This is a genomic window from Agrobacterium sp. GD03872, from assembly GCF_029840625.1.
In the GTDB taxonomy this organism is placed as follows: Bacteria; Pseudomonadota; Alphaproteobacteria; order Rhizobiales; family Rhizobiaceae; genus Agrobacterium; species Agrobacterium fabrum_A.
The window spans coordinates 243,627-262,127 of the sequence record NZ_JAOCCY010000003.1 but is presented as its reverse complement, the minus strand read 5'-3'; the positions used below and the strand labels follow the sequence as shown (position 1 = coordinate 262,127).

17 protein-coding genes are annotated in these 18,501 nt (G+C 60.9%); 2 read left to right on the top strand and 15 right to left on the bottom strand.

Annotated elements, in window-relative coordinates; all coding sequences use genetic code 11:
* Positions 1–87 precede the first annotated feature (87 nt).
* On the bottom strand, positions 88–1,506 hold the full coding sequence (locus N5D22_RS08815) for a PLP-dependent aminotransferase family protein (RefSeq protein ID WP_279658514.1): 1,419 nt from the start codon (positions 1,504–1,506) through the stop codon (positions 88–90).
* Between the two features lie 93 nt (positions 1,507–1,599).
* On the opposite strand from N5D22_RS08815, the gene N5D22_RS08810 reads away from it, so the two are divergent.
* Entirely contained in the window at positions 1,600–1,905 is a 306-nt protein-coding gene (locus N5D22_RS08810) for a DUF1127 domain-containing protein (protein WP_279658513.1), read from the top strand.
* A gap of 187 nt (positions 1,906–2,092) precedes the next feature.
* Here the strand turns inward: N5D22_RS08810 and N5D22_RS08805 are convergent, their stop codons facing one another.
* The 14 genes from N5D22_RS08805 to N5D22_RS08740 all read right to left on the bottom strand — a co-directional run bounded on the left by N5D22_RS08805 (position 2,093) and on the right by N5D22_RS08740 (position 14,739).
* Complete coding sequence (locus tag N5D22_RS08805; protein WP_279658512.1) at positions 2,093–2,497, bottom strand: hypothetical protein; 405 nt, start codon at positions 2,495–2,497, stop codon at positions 2,093–2,095.
* Positions 2,498–2,575: 78 nt separating this feature from the next.
* Positions 2,576–3,247: a phosphoribosylformylglycinamidine synthase subunit PurQ gene (gene purQ / locus N5D22_RS08800; RefSeq protein WP_279658511.1), complete on the bottom strand. Its 672-nt coding sequence runs from the start codon at positions 3,245–3,247 to the stop codon at positions 2,576–2,578.
* Positions 3,248–3,267: 20 nt separating this feature from the next.
* Positions 3,268–3,510 carry a phosphoribosylformylglycinamidine synthase subunit PurS gene (purS, locus tag N5D22_RS08795; RefSeq protein WP_003507918.1) on the bottom strand — a complete coding sequence of 81 codons (243 nt, stop codon included), beginning with the start codon at positions 3,508–3,510 and terminating at the stop codon, positions 3,268–3,270.
* 54 nt (positions 3,511–3,564) lie between these two features.
* Positions 3,565–4,329, bottom strand: a complete 765-nt coding sequence (purC, locus tag N5D22_RS08790) for a phosphoribosylaminoimidazolesuccinocarboxamide synthase (RefSeq protein ID WP_003520440.1) — start codon at positions 4,327–4,329, stop codon at positions 3,565–3,567.
* Between the two features lie 202 nt (positions 4,330–4,531).
* Positions 4,532–5,095: an alpha/beta hydrolase gene (locus N5D22_RS08785; protein ID WP_279658510.1), complete on the bottom strand. Its 564-nt coding sequence runs from the start codon at positions 5,093–5,095 to the stop codon at positions 4,532–4,534.
* Positions 5,096–5,176: 81 nt separating this feature from the next.
* Positions 5,177–6,484 (bottom strand): adenylosuccinate lyase, encoded by a 1,308-nt coding sequence (purB, locus tag N5D22_RS08780; RefSeq protein ID WP_279658509.1) that lies wholly within the window; start codon positions 6,482–6,484, stop codon positions 5,177–5,179.
* Between the two features lie 80 nt (positions 6,485–6,564).
* Complete coding sequence (locus tag N5D22_RS08775; RefSeq protein WP_279658508.1) at positions 6,565–7,071, bottom strand: hypothetical protein; 507 nt, start codon at positions 7,069–7,071, stop codon at positions 6,565–6,567.
* A gap of 60 nt (positions 7,072–7,131) precedes the next feature.
* Positions 7,132–7,809, bottom strand: a complete 678-nt coding sequence (gene rpe, locus N5D22_RS08770) for a ribulose-phosphate 3-epimerase (RefSeq protein WP_279658507.1) — start codon at positions 7,807–7,809, stop codon at positions 7,132–7,134.
* A gap of 133 nt (positions 7,810–7,942) precedes the next feature.
* Complete coding sequence (locus tag N5D22_RS08765; protein WP_279658552.1) at positions 7,943–9,124, bottom strand: ABC transporter substrate-binding protein; 1,182 nt, start codon at positions 9,122–9,124, stop codon at positions 7,943–7,945.
* A 767-nt stretch (positions 9,125–9,891) separates the two neighbouring features.
* A complete protein-coding gene (locus tag N5D22_RS08760; RefSeq protein ID WP_279658506.1) occupies positions 9,892–10,317 on the bottom strand; it encodes an NUDIX domain-containing protein in 426 nt (141 codons plus the stop codon).
* An 8-nt stretch (positions 10,318–10,325) separates the two neighbouring features.
* Positions 10,326–11,822 carry a DEAD/DEAH box helicase gene (locus tag N5D22_RS08755; RefSeq protein WP_279658505.1) on the bottom strand — a complete coding sequence of 499 codons (1,497 nt, stop codon included), beginning with the start codon at positions 11,820–11,822 and terminating at the stop codon, positions 10,326–10,328.
* A 219-nt stretch (positions 11,823–12,041) separates the two neighbouring features.
* Positions 12,042–13,340 carry a M23 family metallopeptidase gene (locus tag N5D22_RS08750; RefSeq protein WP_279658504.1) on the bottom strand — a complete coding sequence of 433 codons (1,299 nt, stop codon included), beginning with the start codon at positions 13,338–13,340 and terminating at the stop codon, positions 12,042–12,044.
* Positions 13,341–13,433: 93 nt separating this feature from the next.
* Positions 13,434–14,258, bottom strand: coding sequence for a ferritin-like domain-containing protein (locus tag N5D22_RS08745; RefSeq protein WP_279658503.1), 825 nt, complete (start codon positions 14,256–14,258; stop codon positions 13,434–13,436).
* Between the two features lie 13 nt (positions 14,259–14,271).
* Positions 14,272–14,739 (bottom strand): peroxiredoxin, encoded by a 468-nt coding sequence (locus N5D22_RS08740; RefSeq protein ID WP_279658502.1) that lies wholly within the window; start codon positions 14,737–14,739, stop codon positions 14,272–14,274.
* A gap of 235 nt (positions 14,740–14,974) precedes the next feature.
* On the opposite strand from N5D22_RS08740, the gene N5D22_RS08735 reads away from it, so the two are divergent.
* The gene (locus tag N5D22_RS08735; protein WP_279658501.1) at positions 14,975–18,358 is read left to right on the top strand and encodes a DUF3971 domain-containing protein; all 3,384 of its coding nucleotides are present in this window, start codon (positions 14,975–14,977) and stop codon (positions 18,356–18,358) included.
* The last annotated feature ends 143 nt before the right edge of the window (positions 18,359–18,501 follow it).

Here is an 18,501-nt window from a genome sequence, read left to right as displayed (position 1 = left end):
CAGGAAAATGCGCCGCTTTGCCCGCTAATTGGCGGTTTTAACCTTTATTGGCGGCTTGCGCATGGTGCTTGCGAGGCCAGGGTGCGATCACGCCACGCTTTCATAGCCGGCTGAGCCGTTGTCGAGCAGGTGACGCAGGATGCCAAAGGCATGCGCCAGCTCTTCGCGGCTGGAGGGCCCGGAAAAGCTGATGCGGACGCGGTGGAAAACCTTGTCGGTCCGTCCGGCCTTGAACTCGTCCTCGTCATCGATCAGCACGCCTTCCTTCATCGCCGCATTGCGGAAGGTGCCGGAAAGCCAGGGTTCGGGCAGTCTCAGCCACAGGAAGGCGATATCGGGCAGCGAATTGAAGTCCAGCCCGGTAAAGACGCGCCGGGCAATCGCCTCGCGCTCATTCAGTTCGGCGATGCAATCCTTGCGGATATCGTGGGCGTCACCGCTATTGACGAGGCGCGCATTCAACTCGGCCAGCATGAAGGGCAGGCCGCCGGTTATCATCGAGTGGGAAATCCGGATGCGTGAGGAATATTGCGCCGGACAGGCGACCCAGCCGCCTCGCACGCCAGCGGCGACGGATTTCGACAGGCCGCCCACGACGAAGGTAATGTCGGGCGCGAATTCGGCGATCAGCGGGATCGCATCGCGCGTCATCGCGCCATAAAGATTGTCCTCGACGATCCACACGCCGTAGCGGCGGGCGATATCGGCAATCGCGCGGCGGCGCTCTTCCGGCAGGGTGGCGCAGGTCGGGTTCTGGCCGGCCGACATCAGGAAGATCATTTTCGGATGCTGCTGGGCACAGACGCGTTCGAAATCGTCAGGGACAATGCCGTTCTCATCCGCCTCCACCAGCGTCACCCGCCGGCCGGCAAGGGCGGCGCTGCGGCTGATGTGGGAATAGGTGACGGGTTCGAAGACGATGCGGTCGCCCGGCGCAGTCATCGCGGACATCACGCTCATCACCGCCGCATGGGCGCCAAGCGTCGAAACGATGTTTTCCGGCTTCGGCGACCAGCCGTTCTGGGAAAGCCAGCGAACGCCCGCCATACACCAGTTGTCGGGAAAAGAGCGGGCATAATTGGTAATGTCCTGGGGATGCTCTCTGGTCACCGCCTCGATGTGGCTGGCAATCAGCGCGCTCTGGCCAACATCCGGCGCGGCCGTCGTGTTCAGCCGGAATTCGGCGCTGGTATCGATGGCGTGGCGCGTACTGCCGAAGGCTGCCGCTGCCGGTTCCATGGGCAATGACGGGGCAGGGGTCTTGCGCTCATTGACATAGGTGCCGCGCCCGACTTCGCCGCTGACAAGGCCGCGTTCGTGAATGAGCGCGTAGGCTCGGCTGATTGTACCGATTGTCACACCCAGATCATAGGCGAGATTGCGCTGCGGCGGCAGTTTCGAGCCGGCCTGCAGGATACCGTCGGAAATCGCGCCTTCGATACTGTCGGCGAGACGCAGGTAAATCGGGCCGTCGCCCTCGGTAATGTCGGGAAGCCAATTTGTCATGGTGACAATTTATGCATTGTATCTATCCCTAAGTCAATTGTATTTATTGTCTGCATTGAATGAGGCTGAACGCACGGAGACAATAGGTGCAATATGCGCAAGATGGATCAATACCTTTCGACAGCGGATACACTTTATCCTGACGGCTACGAACGGGAACGCGTGTTCCGCGATGCCGGCGACATGGTCGCCCCGGCGCCCCTTCCGGCCCAGATCGCCCGCACGCTTATTGGTCGCCTGATTGCGGGCATGGGCCTTTGGCACCAGAAACGGCGGGGACGGCTCGCCTTGCGGGAATTGTCCGACGACCTTCTGGAGGATATCGGCGTTACGCGGGATGAAGCCCTGAAGGAGGCCGCGAAATCGCGGTTTTTCTCCTGGCCGTCCCGGTCCCTGTGATTTTTTGTCGGAGAGCGGTGCCTTCTTTCCCCGGCACCAAGCAGCCATTCGGCAGCCCGCCACGCCACTCCCAACCGGCGTTGGCGGGTTTTTTTATGCGGGGTTTCCGGCAAACGGCAAAACAATAGCCCGTCATCCTCAGGCTTGTCCCGAGGATGACGTCTTTGATGTAGACGTATGCTAAAAATCAGCAGCCCTTGCCGCCATTCGCCCAGCGTTTGACGTCTGTGGCGATGCGGCCGGAAATGGCTTCATTCATCACGGGGCCGAAAGCATCGAGTTTCGCCGGATTGCCTTCGGCCTGCACCACCAGCATGGGGCGTGATTCCGGGCTGTTGCGCGGCACGAGCAGGATGCGCGGGCGGCCGGAGAAGGAGTTGAGTTCCGGCGCCAGACGATAGGCCTTGAAGGCCGCGTCGCCCGATTTGAACCAGCAGGCATTCGCGCCAAGCGCGATCCGTTCCATGGTCGGCAGGGCCGCGCGGGAGACGGTGGAGGAGGGCTGCGGTTTGGGCTGGCAGGCGGCAAGTGCGGCGGCAACGAGGATCAGTCCGGTGGCTTTGTAGGCATTCAGTCGAAAAGCAAGAGACATCAGGTCATCCAGAAGAGAGGCCGAAACGGCAGCCGCGAGCGGGCATTAAAAAGGCGGGCTTGAAGCCCGCCCGGTCTGTCAGGCTGCGATGACGCCGAGCGCCGAAGCAAAGAGGCCGCGGCCGTCATTGCCGCCATGGGCGGCTTCGATGAGATTTTCCGGATGCGGCATCATACCGAGAACATTGCCCCTGGCGTTGATGACGCCGGCAATGTCGTTCAACGAGCCGTTGGGGTTGCTGCCGTCGGCATAACGGAAGACCACCTGGCCGTTGCCTTCCAGCGCCTTCAGCTCGTCGGCTTCAACGAAATAGTTGCCGTCGTGATGGGCGACGGGGCAGCGCAGGATCTGGCCCCTGTCGTAAGCGCGGGTGAAATCCGTGTCGTTATTGGCGACTTCGAGCTTCACTTCACGGCAGACGAATTTCAGCGAGGCGTTGCGCATCAGGGCGCCCGGCAGCATGCCCGCCTCGACCAATATCTGGAAGCCGTTGCAGACGCCGAGAACCTTGACGCCCTTTTCAGCCTTTTCGCGAATTGCCTGCATGACCGGCATGCGCGCGGCGATGGCGCCGCAACGCAGATAGTCACCGTAGGAGAAGCCGCCCGGAATGACGATCAGGTCGACATCGGGAATGTCCGTTTCCGTCTGCCAGATGGTGACGGGCGCGCTTCCGGAGATTTTCGTCAGCGCCGCGATCATGTCGCGGTCACGGTTGAGGCCGGGAAGTTGGACGACAGCGGATTTCATGGACGGCGGCTCCTGCGGCTTCAGAGGATGGCGATAGCGTAGTTTTCGATGACCGTGTTGGCCAGAAGCTTTTCGCACATCGCCTTCAGGTCGGTCTCGGCCTTGGCCTTGTCGGCGCCTTCCAGCTCCAGGTCGAAGACCTTGCCCTGACGGACATGGCCGACGCCGCCGAAACCGAGGCTGCCGAGCGCGCCTTCGATTGCCTTGCCCTGCGGATCGAGAACGCCGTTCTTCAGCGTAACAGTCACCCGTGCCTTGATCACCTGATCTTCTCCTGATTTACCCTACGAGGCCAATATTACTTTACGAGGCCGATATTACTTTACCAGAACAGGGCCGGTGCCGCGGATCGGTTCGTTTTCATTGATGATGCCGAGGCGGCGCGCCACTTCGGAATAGGCTTCCAGAAGCCCGCCCATGTCGCGGCGGAACAGGTCCTTGTCCATCTTTTTCTGGGTCTCGATGTCCCACAGGCGGCAGCTGTCGGGCGAAATCTCGTCGGCGAGGATGATGCGCATCATGTCGCCTTCGAACAGGCGGCCGCATTCGATCTTGAAATCGACCAGCTGGATGCCGACGCCGAGGAACAGGCCGGACAGGAAGTCGTTGACGCGGATGGCGAGCGCCATGATGTCATCGAGCTCGGCGGGGTTGGCCCAGCCGAAAGCCGTGATGTGCTCTTCGGAGACCATCGGGTCTTCCAGCTCGTCCGACTTGTAATAAAATTCGATGATGGAGCGCGGCAGCACCACGCCTTCCTCGATGCCGAGGCGCTTGGAGAGCGAGCCGGCGGCGACATTGCGCACGACGACTTCGAGCGGGATCATCTCCACTTCCTTGATCAGCTGCTCGCGCATGTTGAGGCGGCGGATGAAGTGGGTGGGAATGCCGATCTTGTTCAGATGCGTGAAGACGTATTCGCAGATACGGTTGTTCAGCACGCCCTTGCCGTCAATGACTTCATGCTTCTTCTTGTTGAAGGCGGTCGCATCGTCCTTGAAGAACTGGATAAGCGTGCCTGGCTCCGGACCTTCGTAGAGGATCTTGGCCTTGCCTTCGTAAATACGGCGGCGACGGTTCATGATTGCAGGTCTCTTGGTTGACGCCGATTCTGGTGGCGTTGCGTTTGGTCTTTGAAGCGGTCCCATAAAGGAAAAGAGTGCATTCTACAATGCGGCTCGCATATTTCCCTTCAATTCTTGTATCAGGCCCGGAAAGCCGCGTATCGCCAAACCGGCCCCCGTGGCCGGTCGCGGGCGGGCCGGGTCGGGCCCGTCCCAATCGTCAGCTATCTATCCCCTTCAGGCGGCTCAGGAACTGGGCGAACACCATGCCGCCTTCCGGCCACGGACCATGACCGGATTCGGTGTTGATATGTCCGGACATGCCGGCGTCGATCAGCAGCGAACCCCAGGCGGCGGCAATGTCATCGGCATGTTCATAGGAGCCGAAGGGATCGTTTCTGCTGGCGATGGTGATCGTTGGAAACGGCAGCGGATCGCGCGGATAAGGCCCGAAGGTCATCAGGTGCTTCGGCCGGATATCGGGATTGGCGACATCGGGCGGGGCGACGAACAGCGCGCCCGAAACCTTCTTGCCGATTTCCGGCAGGGCATGGATGACGGTCGGCACGCCGAGCGAATGGGCGACGAGGACGATGGGCTTGGTGGAGGCGTTGACCTCTTCCACCAGGCGCGCGACCCAATCTTCCTTCACCGGCTTCGACCATTCCGCCTGCTCGACACGGCGGGCGGTGGAAAGCTTGCGCTCCCAGCGGCTCTGCCAGTGGTCGGGGCCGGAATTGGTATAACCGGGGACGATCAGGATATCTGCTTCTGAAACTTTCATGCGCCCATATCTGTGTTGTGATGCCGCCGCGATCAAGGCCGCGGCGGCATTAACTTCAAGGTCTCTTACTCAGCTCAGGTCTCAGGCGTTGCCGAAGACACGGGTGAAGATCGTGTCGACATGCTTGGTGTGGTAACCGAGGTCGAATTTTTCGCGGATGACCTCTTCGGGAAGTGCGGCGCGCACTTCCTCGTCACCCAGCAGTTCCTCAAGGAAGTCGGCGCCCTGTTCCCAGACCTTCATGGCGTTGCGCTGTACCAGACGGTAGGCGTCCTCGCGGGAGACGCCGGCCTGCGTCAGCGCCAGAAGAACCCGCTGCGAATGCACGAGGCCACGGAACTTGTTCATGTTCTTCAACATGTTGTCCGGGTAGATCACCAGCTTCTCGATGACGCCGGCCAGACGGTTCAGCGCAAAATCGAGAGTGACGGTGGTGTCGGGGCCGATGGCGCGCTCCACGGAGGAGTGGCTGATATCACGCTCGTGCCACAGCGCCACATTTTCCATGGCCGGGACGACCGACATGCGCACCAGACGGGCAAGCCCGGTCAGGTTTTCGGTCAGAACCGGGTTGCGCTTGTGCGGCATGGCTGACGAACCCTTCTGGCCGGGAGAGAAGAACTCTTCCGCTTCCAGAACCTCGGTGCGCTGCATGTGGCGGATTTCGATGGCGACGTTTTCGATCGACGAGGCGATGACGCCGAGCGTGGCGAAGAACATGGCGTGGCGGTCACGCGGGATGACCTGCGTGGAGACCGGCTCGGGGATGAGGCCGAGCTTGGCGCAGACATGTTCCTCGACGCGCGGGTCGATATTGGCGAAAGTGCCGACGGCGCCGGAGATCGCGCCCGTGGCGATTTCCGCACGGGCGTTGACGAGGCGTTCGCGGTTGCGGTGCATCTCGGCATAGAAGCGGGCGAAGGTCAGGCCCATGGTGGTCGGCTCGGCATGGATGCCGTGGCTGCGGCCGATGCGCACCGTGTTCTTGTGTTCGAAGGCGCGGGTCTTGAGCGCTGTCAGCACCCGGTCCATATCGGCGAGCAGCAGATCGGCGGCGCGCACGAGCTGGATGTTGAGCGTGGTATCGAGCACGTCGGACGAGGTCATGCCCTGATGCACGAAACGGCTGTCGGGGCCGACAAATTCGGCGAGGTGGGTGAGGAAGGCGATAACGTCATGCTTGGTGACGGCCTCGATCTCGTCGATGCGGGCGACATCGAAGGTGGCGCTGCCGCCCTTTTCCCAGATGGTTTCTGCGGCCGATTTGGGGATGACGCCAAGTTCGGCAAGTGCGTCACAGGCATAGGCCTCGATCTCGAACCAGATGCGGAACTTTGTTTCCGGCGACCAGATGGCGACCATTTCCGGCCGGGAGTAACGAGGGATCATGGCAATGACTTTCTTTGTGGAGGAATTTGCTGCCCGTTTAGCAAAGTGTTCCGCTAATCTCAATCTATCAAGCTACATGCCTATATTGCTCGGTGCGCACGGCGACAGAGGATTGCGCCCGCAGGCGCGAGCGGAACGAGGGCAAAGGGAAAATACAGTCCGAGGCCGAGAATGCAGAACTGGTAAATCGCGCCGAGCGATGTGAAGAGCTGCTGGAAAAACCAGATGCGGGAGAATGCCGGCGCGTGCCATTGCGCATAGAAAATACGGTACTCGAAAGCGAAAAACGCCGCCGCGACAGCCAGCGTGAAAAAAGCGATGGCGAGACAGGCCGCCGCAAAACGCAGCGGCAGGGCGGTGGAAGCAGGGAGGACGTGCAGCGCTGCCGTGGCCAGCAGCCAGCCGAAAAGGCCGCCCGCGAAGAAAAGCATGATGATGCCGGCGGCATGGTCGGTTTCCATCCGGTTCCTGACATAGAGGCCGATGGCGGCGGCGGCGCTCGAACAGACGGCCCAGATCAGCGCGCCAAACAGCGGAAACAGCGCTGCAGAAGCCGTGTCACGGAAACTCCGCCTGTCGCTTTCCATGCAGATCCCCCAGCATCCTGCCGTGCCGCCTCCGGCCTGTCCGTCGTCTGCGGCGGCGGGTTACGCCCGCGCGGCTTCCGCTGCCTGACGCAGTTGCGCGACCGTCTTGCGGTAGTCGGCGACGCCGTCGCCCTTGAAGATGGCCGAGCCGGCCACCAGCGCATTGGCGCCGGCGGCAACGATCGCGCCTGCGGTTTCCGCCGTCACGCCGCCATCCACTTCGAGTTCGATTGGCCGGTCGCCAATCAGGGCCTTTGCCGCCCGGATCTTGTCCAGCATGGCCGGAATGAACTTCTGCCCGCCGAAACCGGGATTGACGCTCATGATCAGGACGAGGTCGACATCGTCAAGCACGTTCTCGATGACCGAAAGCGGTGTTGCGGGGTTGAGCGTCACGCCGGCCTTTCTGCCGAGGCCGCGGATCGTCTGCAGCGAGCGGTGCAGGTGAGGCCCGGCCTCCGCATGCACGGTGATGCTGTCGCAGCCCGCCTTGGCGAAGGCTTCGAGATAGGGGTCGACGGGTGCGATCATCAGGTGGCAGTCGAAGAAGGCCATGCTGTGTGGGCGCAGCGCCTTGATGACGTCAGGCCCGAAGGAGATGTTGGGCACGAAATGACCATCCATGACATCAAGGTGAATCCAGTCCGCGCCCGCTTCCGTGACATCGGCGACTTCCTGTCCCAGCTTGGCGAAATCGGCAGCCAGGATGGACGGGGCTATGCGGATGGGCAGGGACATGGGGCAAACTCCTCTCGACGCGTTGCGTAAGCTGCCTTTAGCATCAAGTATCGGGGTTTGAAACGGCTGGCGGCGCGGTTGCCGGCGGTTTCCAGCCATGCTTCCCCGGAATTTCCGTCCGCGCCGGTGCCGCCTATTGTTTTTCGGCCTTGTCCACCGTCTCGAAGCGCTGGCCGTTCCAGCGCTGCAGACGATAGGGATTGTCCGAAAGGTCGTGCGACGGGGTGAAGCCGAGATCGCCGATGACGGTTTTGAAGAGGGTGCCGGCCGCCAGTGTCTCCGGAGCGGGTTTCGACTGGGCCTGTGCCGCCTCTGCAAGGGCTGCGGTGAGTTCCGCAGCCGCATAGGCCGGCAGCACGTAACCTTCCGGCTCGATGCCGGCGGCGCGCAGCTCGCCGGCGGCGGCCTGAGCGGATGGTAGAGCATCATAGGCCGGGCGGGTGACCGCCAGCACATTGGCGGCCAGGGGAACTGGATTATTGGCCGCATTCATGGCGTCGCCGCCCATGACTGTCAGGGGAATGTTTTCCGATCCGGCGTCCCTGGCGATGATGGCGACGTCATTGCGTTCTGCGCCCACGAAGACGTGGGAGATGCCGGTGCGCGCCAGCCGGCGCACGAGCGCCACCTGCTGCTCCTGGTTGGGCCGCATCGTATCGGCAAAAGTGGGCTTCAGGCCGTTTTCCTCCAGCGTCGAACGGATGCGGTCGACAAGTTCGCGGCTGTAGATCGTGCCGTCATCGACAAGCCCGATGGAATGTCCCTTCCAGTCACGCAGGATGATTTCGGCGATCCTGTCCGATTCGGCCCTGTCGGACGGGGCAAGGCGGAAAAGCGGCCAGCCATATTTCAGGGCGTCTTCCATCAGGATCGGCGCGCGGCTGGAGAGCGTGATCGCCGGAATGGCGGCCGCCTTCAATGGCGGCAGAACGCCCTGAAGCGTTTCCGTGCACAAGAAGCCGATCGCAGCGCTGACCTTGGCGGCCACCAGACCGTCGGCAATCGCGCCGCCGCTGCCGTCTTCGCAGCTTTCATGGATTTCGACGACATCGAGCCCGAGCTTTGCCGCCGCCGCTTTCGCACCCTGCCGCACCTGCTGCCCCAGAAGTTCATAGGGACCGTTCTGCGGGGCAACAATGCCAATCGATGCCGCGCTTGCTGAGCCCGCAAAGGCAAAACCGGCGATGATCGTTAGCAGGCGAAGTGAAAGCATGACGTGATCGAAATCCTGTTGTTCCGGCTTGATGTTTATCGGCAACAGCTGGTTTTCCAAAGGAAAAATCGCCGACGTCCGATCATAATCGCATATCGCCATCCATGCGGTGGCAGTTTTGATCTGAAGTTGTCCGATTCGGGCGCGCGGCGCATCATGGCAGCTTGTGGTTGTTGCCATTCCATAAAACTGTGCAGAATTGTTTTCACGAAGGTCTGTTTTGCCGATGGGCAATTCGCGCTTGCGATAGATGAGCGAAGAAGTATTTCCCGCACCCTGTTACGGCGTGCGTTACTTCATAAATCTATTACACGTGGCGCGTATAAGCACAGTTTAAAACGGGCAAGCTCATGCTTTTGCTTTTTTGAGTGCAGCACAAAAAGATGCACATTTTATTTCCATTTATATAATCTATTGATATTTAACGGAAATATATAGTCTTCCGGATCGTTTACCTCTTTTTCGCCGCGTTTTTTTCGCATTTGCGAGAAGATTTGCTTGACGGAAAGTAAATGATTAGCTTAGATGTAACTGTTTCAGGGGACGACTGAAATTGGCTGTAACAAGCCTCGGAAAGTGTTCCGGTTATAAGCACTGCCAGACTATATTCCATTCATATTCTATTATTTTCATTACGTACAAACCGCTTCGGGAAACTGGAGCGGTTTTTTATGTGGAGCTAATTTAAGCAATTTAAAATTGAATTTGCAAAGCCTCGCGCAAAGCCGTTCTTTCATTTTCGTTTTTATGGAAAAGATATGGCGCGGAGAGGCGAGCCTCGTTCCGGTATAAATCCACACGCTATTTGGAAATGCCTGTCGACCGTCGTCGTTCATCGCAAGCGGATTCCGGTCAATTCCTGCGCAGCTTTATTTGAGGGCGGCCAGGGCGTCTTGTGCGAAGGCGGAGAGGGGTGCGGGAAGTTTTTCCGGATCGAACCAGCCGATGGCGGACAGTTTGTCCGGTTCGGTCAGGGCCGGCTCACCCTGCGTGTCGCGGGTGACGAAGATCAGCGAGATCCAGTGGTGGCGCCCTTCCGGATCGATAAATTCGCTGTGGCAGAGAAATTCGACTTCGCCGATTTCAAGCCCGGTTTCTTCCTCGGCCTCCCGCCGCGCTGCGGCGAGGGAGGTTTCGAGGTGATCGACCTTGCCGCCTGGAATACTCCAGTATCCGGCTTCCGGCGCCTTCATGCGGCGGCATAAAAGCACGCGGCCATCGCGCATGATGACAAGGCCCACGCCGACGCCCGGAAAATCGAGGCCCGGCCTGGTGGTCGATGTCATCTTGTCCATTGTGGTGATCAGGCCTTGGCGTTGGCCACGATCAACATGAAGGCGGGAATGTCGTCACCGAAACCGACCGGTGTCGGGCCATCGTCATGGTCGCGATAGTGACGGCGACGGTCGCGGTTGTCGTCATTGGCGTGCAGCGGGTTGCGGCTGTTGCGGTCGGAATTGCGCGGTGTCTTTTCCGGTTTGCGTTCTGCTTTCACCTTGTCGTCTCCATGAGCCGCGATATCCGTGTCCGCAGCGGATTGTGCACCCTGATTGATGTTTTCGACCGGCGCTGCGTCGCGACGGTTGCGGTCGCGGCCCCTGCCGCCCCGTTCCTTGCCCCGGCGGCCGGAATTGCTTTCGAAGCTTTCCATCGGCGCGGGAAGGGTGGAGAGGTCACCGTTCTGCCACTCGATCTTTTCGCCGATCAGCTTTTCGATCGCGTCGAGATATTTGGTGTCGCTCTTGGTGACGATGGTGAAGGCCTTGCCCGAGCGGCCGGCACGACCGGTACGGCCGATGCGGTGGACATAGTCTTCCGAATGAATGGGAATGTCGAAGTTGAAGACGTGGCTGACATCGGGAATATCAAGGCCGCGTGCGGCAACGTCGGAGGCGACCAGCAGCTTCAGATTGCCGTCCTTGAAGTTCTGCAGCATCGTGGTGCGCGAACGCTGGTCCATGTCGCCATGCAGCGCGCCGACGGAAAAACCGTGACGGTCGAGCGAGCGGAACAGGTCGGCCACATCCTTCTTGCGGTTGCAGAAGATGATGGCGTTCTTCAGTTCGGCTTCTTCGGCGCGGACGAGATCGCGCAGCACGGCGCGCTTTTCATAGTCCTTGTTGTGCGCGGCGACGATGCGCTGGGCGACGGTCTTTGCCGTGGAGGAGGGCTTGGCGACCTCGACACGGACGGGGTTCTGAAGGAACCGGTCGGCCAGCTTCTGGATTTCCGGCGGCATGGTGGCCGAGAAGAACAGCGTCTGCCGGGTAAACGGGATCATCTTGGCGATGCGCTCGATATCGGGAATGAAGCCCATATCCAGCATGCGGTCGGCTTCGTCGATGACGAGGATTTCCACGCCGGTCATCAAAAGCTTGCCGCGCTCGCAATGGTCGAGAAGGCGGCCGGGGGTGCAGATGAGCACATCGGCGCCGCGCTCGAGCTTGCGGTCCTGGTCTTCGAAGGAAACGCCGCCGATGAGAAGGGCGACGTTCAGCTTGTGATTCTTGCCGTATTTCTCGAAGTTCTCCGCCACCTGCGCTGCAAGCTCACGGGTCGGCTCGAGGATCAGCGTGCGCGGCATTCTGGCGCGCGCACGACCCTTCTCGAGCAGGGTGAGCATCGGCAGAACGAAGGACGCGGTTTTGCCCGTGCCGGTCTGTGCGATACCGCAGATATCACGCTTTTCCAGAGCCGGCGGAATGGCGCCAGCCTGAATGGGTGTCGGCGTCGTGTAGCCGGCATCTGCAATAGCGGAAAGAACTTTTTGGCTCAGGCCAAGATCAGAGAATGTTGTCAAAGGAAGAACTTTTTCCGTTCTGGTTCGGTAAGAACACCTGCGTGCCGCGACAGCACTTGCAAAGACTTGGCGCGGGGATATGCCCAAATTGCCGGAAAGTCAAGGAAACAACGGGAAAAGCGCGCGAAACAGCGGGGTTCGGGCGGGGCATCTGGGCCTTTGGTGCAGATTTCAGCGATTTATCGTAAAAAGCGCAAAAAAAGCATTAAAATCGGGCTGCTATTTTAAGTAGGTCTTAAGCTCCGTTCCGGCGATCAGGAACCGCATCGGATCGACGGGCGTATCGTTGCGGCGCACTTCGTAATGCACATGCGGACCGGTGGAGCGGCCGGTGCTGCCGGCCCGGCCGATGACGTCCCCGGCTTCGACCTTGTCGCCCGCCTTGACCAGAATGGCGGAGAGGTGGCCGAATCGCGTCGAGACGCCCTGGCCATGATCGATCTCGACCATATTGCCGTAGCCCCCGGAATTTTCCGCCACCGTTACCCGTCCCGCGCCGGTGGACTTGACGTCAGCACCGGTTTCGGCGCGAAAATCGATGCCGGTATGTAGGGCCGGGCGGCCGAGAAACGGATCCATGCGGTTGCCGAATCGGCTGGTGATCGCCCGGCCGGGCGCCGGGTTGCCGAAGGGCAGGTTGGTCGCTGTTTCCTTGACGATGTCGAGCCTGTTCAGCGCATTGTCGAGATTGGTAAGCGACAGGTTGAAAGGGTCGGTTTCACTGCGCTGAGGTTCGGCATAGGGGCCGCCTATGTCGTTCGTGCCGTTTTCCTCGATTTTCAGGCCCGCCTGCCGGATGATGTCCTGCATCGCATTCGCCTTGTCTTCGGCGTCGCTGGTCAGCCTGGCGATGCGCGATATCTGCTGGCGTTCGATATCCTTCAGCGACAGGGTCACCTTGGAAAACACCCGGTCGGCGCGGTCGGAAGGTGTTTCGCCGGCTTCGGGCACGTAAGCGGCGCGCCTGTCGGCTGCGGCGGGCTTTTCCGCCTGCGGCTTGCGCGGCGCCATCAGCTTTTCGATTGCGGACAGGCCGCCGGAAAGATCGGCGCGTTTTTCCGGCGCCATGGCGTTCGAAAGAGACGAGGGCGCGGCCGGGGAAGCGGCGATGCCGGAATTTTCGGCGCGTTCCAGCAATTCACTCATGCGGCCGTGCCGCGAGGTCAGCGCCGCCTGCTGTTCCAGCAGTTTTTCCACTTTCTTTTCAACGACCTGCTGATCGAGCAACTGCCGGGAGGTGACACGGTCGACCTGGGCTCTCAGCGCTGCGATGCGGTCTTCATAGTCGTTCTGCATGCGGGTCTGGCGGGCCATGGTCGCACCGATCAGGTCGTCACGCAAAATGAGGTAGCCTGTGGCGCCGAGATAACCGAGCGAGAAAAGGCCGATCGTGCAGCCGGCAAGCGCCGCCATCCACGGCCGGATGGTCACATGCCGCACCCTGTCGCCGCGCGCGAGAATGAGCACGTGGGGCTCACGCTTTTTGCCGAATACCCGGTTTTCCGCCGTATCAGTCACAATCTCTCTCCGGACTGGCCGATTTCTTAAGGGGAAATCATAATTCGTTAAGGTTAACGAAGTTTTGCCGGAGAGGCGTTTCGGCGTTGTCGGCTATTGGCTGACGGATGTGAGCGAGCGGTAAAAGGAAGGCGTCAGGCCGGCCTCGGCCCGTGCAAGGTCATTGAAGGGCGGTTTCAGCGGCCCGCGGAAATTGGCGCGCACCAGCTGCCTGAAGGTTGCGGCCGGGTCCTTCTTCTCACGCGCGCAGAGGAAGCGGAACCATTTCGCGCCGATGGCGACATGGCCCTTTTCGTCATTATAGATGACGTCGAGAACGGCGGCGCTTTCGAGGTCGCCGGTCTCGCGCATCCTGGCCTGCAGGGCGGGGGTGACGTCCAGCCCGCGCGCTTCGAGGATGAGCGGCACGACCGCAAGCCGGGCGGTGAGATCGTTGCGGGTGGAGTGGGCGGCCTGCCAGAGCCCGTCATGGGCCGGCAGATCGCCATAGTCGGCGCCGAGGCTTCTCAGCCTGTCCCGCACCAGCCGGAAATGTTTCGCTTCCTCGAAGGCGACCTGCATCCAGCCGTCGAAAAAGGAATGCGGCACCGGCTCGCTGGCATAACGCGCGACGATATCGAGCGCGAGATCGACGGCGTTGAGTTCGATATGGGCGATGGCGTGCAGCAGCGCGATGCGGCCCTTGACGCTGTGAAGCGAACGGCGCTCCACGGCGGTCGGCGGCACGAGTTCCGGCTTCTCGGGCCTGCCCGGTCGTTCGGGCAGCGGCGGGTCGAGCGGGGAACGCAGCGACAGGCGGCGCTCGAACCACCGCGTCGCGGTTTCCTGCGCGAGTGCGGTCTTTCGGTCGAGATCTGCGCTTGCGATCGCCTCTGTGGCGCCGCCGCGCAGGGACATGATCTGGAACGGTGGCGTCACGGCGACACGCTCCTCAGAGCTTCCTTGCTGCCTCAAGAACGGCCTGAGCGTGACCGGCGACCTTCACCTTATTCCAGATTTCCGCGATCTTGCCGTCAGGCGCGACGAGAACGGTCGTGCGTTCGACGCCCATGTATTTTTTCCCATACATGCTTTTTTCCTTCCAGACGCCGTAGGCTTCCAGAACCTTCCGCTCCTCGTCTGAAGCGAGCATGACGGAGAGGGAATGTTTCGCCGCAAACTTGTCGTGGCTTTTGACGCTGTCGGGCGAAATGCCGATAACGACGGCGTTGGCGGCCTCGAATTCGCCGCCCAGCGCGCTGAAGTCGATGGCCTCTGCGGTGCAGCCGGATGTGTCGTCCTTCGGATAGAAATAGAGGATGACGGCCTTGCCTTGAAGTTTGGACAATGTCACCGTCCCTTCACCGTTGCGGGGCAAAGTAAAATCGGGAGCCGGGCCGCCAATCGTCAAGTCTGTCATAATCTACCTTTCTTTCGCCGGGATGTTGAGGGAAAGTCGCCACATTCGATATATAGCGAAACCGCGCGTCGTCCAGATCACGATTGCGATTTCAGGCTGAATCGATCTGAAATCCGAATCGCGATCCGGACTAAAGAATTAGGGCGGGTTTTCAGACGAAAACCGCTTACACTTTTCGCCATCCCGCTCCGGTGTTGCGGCGAAACAAAAGCTATTCAGGGGCAAACACGGGCGTATGGCTGAAGTCAGGGGTGAAAAGGTTACGTTCAGCAGGCGCGATATCGTTGCGCTGCATGATCTTCCATCGGCGCAGGCCGAAGATCCCATCATCGTGCATTGCCCGGCGCCGCGCTCCATGCTGCGCGCCTTCGTCAAGATTTTCGCGGCGCTTTTCGTGCTGGCCTTCCTCTCCATCGGCGGCATCATTCTTTCCGTCGAGACCGGATCGATCGATGCGACGCTTTCCAGCCAGGCGCAACAGGCGCTGGAAAGGGCGCTCGGGCCCCACTACAGCGCGCGGATCGGCTCCTCGGCGATCCGGTTTTCCACCGGGCTGCGGCTGGCGCTGGTGGCCGAGGACGTGGATATCATCGAGAAAGAATCCGGCCAGCATCTGAGCCGGGCGCGGGCAATCGGCATGGCGCTCGATCCCATCGCGCTTCTGGGTGGCCGTGTATCGGTTGAGAGCCTGGAGGCTGACGGGATGGAGCTCGATACGGCGCTTCTGCCCAAGGGTAACGGGTTCGATCTCGCCAGTGTCAAGCTCGACGCCGTGCCGCAGCAATTGCAGGAGGCCTTCGGGCAGCTCGACAAGCTCGCTCAGGCTTTTCTGAGCAGCGGAACCGAGGAAATCGATATTTCCAGCGTTTCGGTTCACCTGCCGCCCGGAGAGTTGGGCAAGCCGCGCACCGTCGAAGTGCGTGAACTGTCGCTGACGCCCGATCAGCAGGGCGGATATTCGCTGGATGGCGAGACGCTGTTCAACGGTGAAATTGCCAGCGTGTCGCTGCAGACTTCGGGATCGGGCGGCCGGATAGACGGTTTTGAAGCCCGCATCGACGGTTTCGATATCGGCCCGTTTCTGGAGAAATACGATCCCGACGGAAATCTCCATGAGGGCCTGAACGTCAAGACGGGTATCAATATTGTCGCCCGGCGCGCGATGGAAGAGCAGGAGCCGCGGCTGGAGATCTCGCTCGGCCTCGGCAATGGAACGCTGATGATTGGCGGCGAGTCCCAGACCTTTACGGCGGGCACTGTCCGAGCGCGTTATGATTTTGCCAAAAGCACCCTGGTCATCGACAATTCCCGGCTGGACCTCGGACGGACGGTCATTCCGGTTGCCGGTGAGATCAGCGATACGGACGATGGTTTCGGCCTTTCGCTGCGGATCGACAACGGGCTTGCCTCGTCCGAAGCCTCCGGCGAGGCCCCGGTTCCTTTCAGCCTCAAGGCGGACGGGCGGTTCACGGCGGCCACCAAGCAGCTTGAGGTTCCCTCGCTTTATGTCAGCGGTCCGCTTGGCGACATGGCGGGATCGCTGAAAATCCGGTTCGGCCAGGGTTCGCCGGAAATCAGCTTCGCTGGACAGATTCCGAAGATGGAGGCCACCAAGGTCAAGCAGCTCTGGCCGTTCTGGATGGCGCACAAGCCACGTGACTGGGTGGTGTCCAATCTTTATGGCGGCACCGTCACCAATGGTTCGATCGCGATCTTCATCCCGCAGGGACGCATGTGCGGCCCCGGCTGCCCGCTGGTGCTCGGCGAAAGCGAAATGCAGATCCGTTTCGACATTGACGATACGCGGCTCAACACCACCGGCGACATTCCGCCGCTGCGCGATGTCGATGCGCATTTCGACCTTGTCGGCGGCAAGATGGCGGTCGACATCAAGCGGGCGACGTCCTATTTCCCGTCCAACCGGTCCCTGGCGCTGGAGAACAGCCGGTTCCTCATTTCCGCCGTTTACGACAAGCCGCTGCTTGGAAATCTGGAACTGAATGTCTCGGGTGCGGCCGATGCCGTGGCGGAGCTTGCGACGCTGAAACCGATCAATGCGCTCAAGGATACGCAGTTCAAGCCCGAGGATTTCACCGGCGATGTGAAAGCCAATGCGAGGCTGACCGTCGGCCTGCTCTCCAGCCAGAACCCGCCTCCGCCCGTATGGACGGCCGATCTTGACCTGAAGAACCTTGCGCTGATGAAGCCCTTCGCCGGCCACAAGGTGACCGCGCTTGACGGTTTCATGTCATTGAACGACCACCAGCTCAAACTGCAGGGCAAGGGCCGCGTGGACGACGTGCCGATGGATATCGTGATGACGGAGCCGGTGCGAAAGAACAGCGATGTCGTGCCCACCCTGTCCCTGAAAGCCACCTTGAACGAGACGCAGGTCGCCAAGCTTGCGCCGGAACTCTCCTCGGTGCTGGGCGGCACGACGATGGTCGAAGTCGACGGCGCAGACCCGAAACGCCAGGACATCCGGCTCGATCTCACCAAGGCGTCGATCATCCTTCCCGGGCTCGGCTGGAGCAAGGGCATCGGCATTCCCGCCAGCGCCAAATTCACCACGGAAACGGTGGACGGGCGCACGACAATCAGCGACTTCTCCCTAGACGGCGACGGTTTCGGGGCTGCCGGCGATATCGCCTTCAACAAGAGCGGGCTGATCTCAGCCGATCTCAGCCGCGTGCAGCTGTCACCCTCCGATAACTACGCCGTTTCGGTCGCCGCTTCGAAGAACGGCTACATCATCAATGCATCAGGAAAATCCGCCGATCTCAGGCCCTTCATCTCGAAGCTGCGCAGCTCCTCCAGCAGCGGCGACGGCGTATCCCGCGCGCAGCCCACGCTTGCGGTCAAGGCGCAATTCGACAGGGTCTATGGTTTCAACGATGAAATCCTCGCCAATGTCAGCGCCGATGTCAGCGTGCGGGACGGCAAGGTGCGCTCGGTCGATGTGCGGGGTGTAACCGGCAACGGCCAGGCGGTCGTGGCGCAAACCACCAATCGCGGGGCGACGGGAACCGTGACGCTGACCAGCAGCGACGCGGGGTCTCTGGCCCGGTTTGCCAATATCTACAGCCGCATTCGTGGCGGTCTTCTCAACCTTGCGCTGACGACCTCCAATGGCAGCGACTGGAGCGGATCGCTCGACCTGCGCAATTTTGCCGTCGTCAACGAAGCCAAGCTTCAGGACATCGTCGCCACGCCGACGGGCGAGGACGGCAGGAGCCTCAACAATGCGGTGCGCCGCAATATCGACGTCAGCTCGGAGAAGTTCCAGCGCGGTTTTGCCCGGCTGGTTTACGTCAATGGTTCGGTGGCGGTGGAAAACGGCGTCGTGCGCGGCGAACAGATCGGCGCGACCTTCCAGGGGCTCTTGAAGGATCAGAGCGGCCGTATGGACATGACCGGCACCTTCATGCCCGCTTATGGGTTGAACCGGCTGTTCGGCGAGCTGCCCTTCATTGGCATCTTCCTCGGCAATGGCCGCGACCGGGGGCTGCTCGGCATTACCTTCAAACTATCAGGCCAGACGGACCAGCCGAAGCTGACGATCAATCCGCTGTCGCTGATTGCGCCTGGTGTCTTCCGCCAGATTTTCGAATTTCAGTAAGAGGGCCCGCATCACAAGGTGGCCACACACTCGACGTCATCCTCGGGCTTGACCCGAGGATCCATCGTTGCGCCGGGCTGTGGATCCTCGGGTCAAGCCCGAGGATGATGGGGAGGGTGGAGTTGTCCCGGGGGATGCTTTCG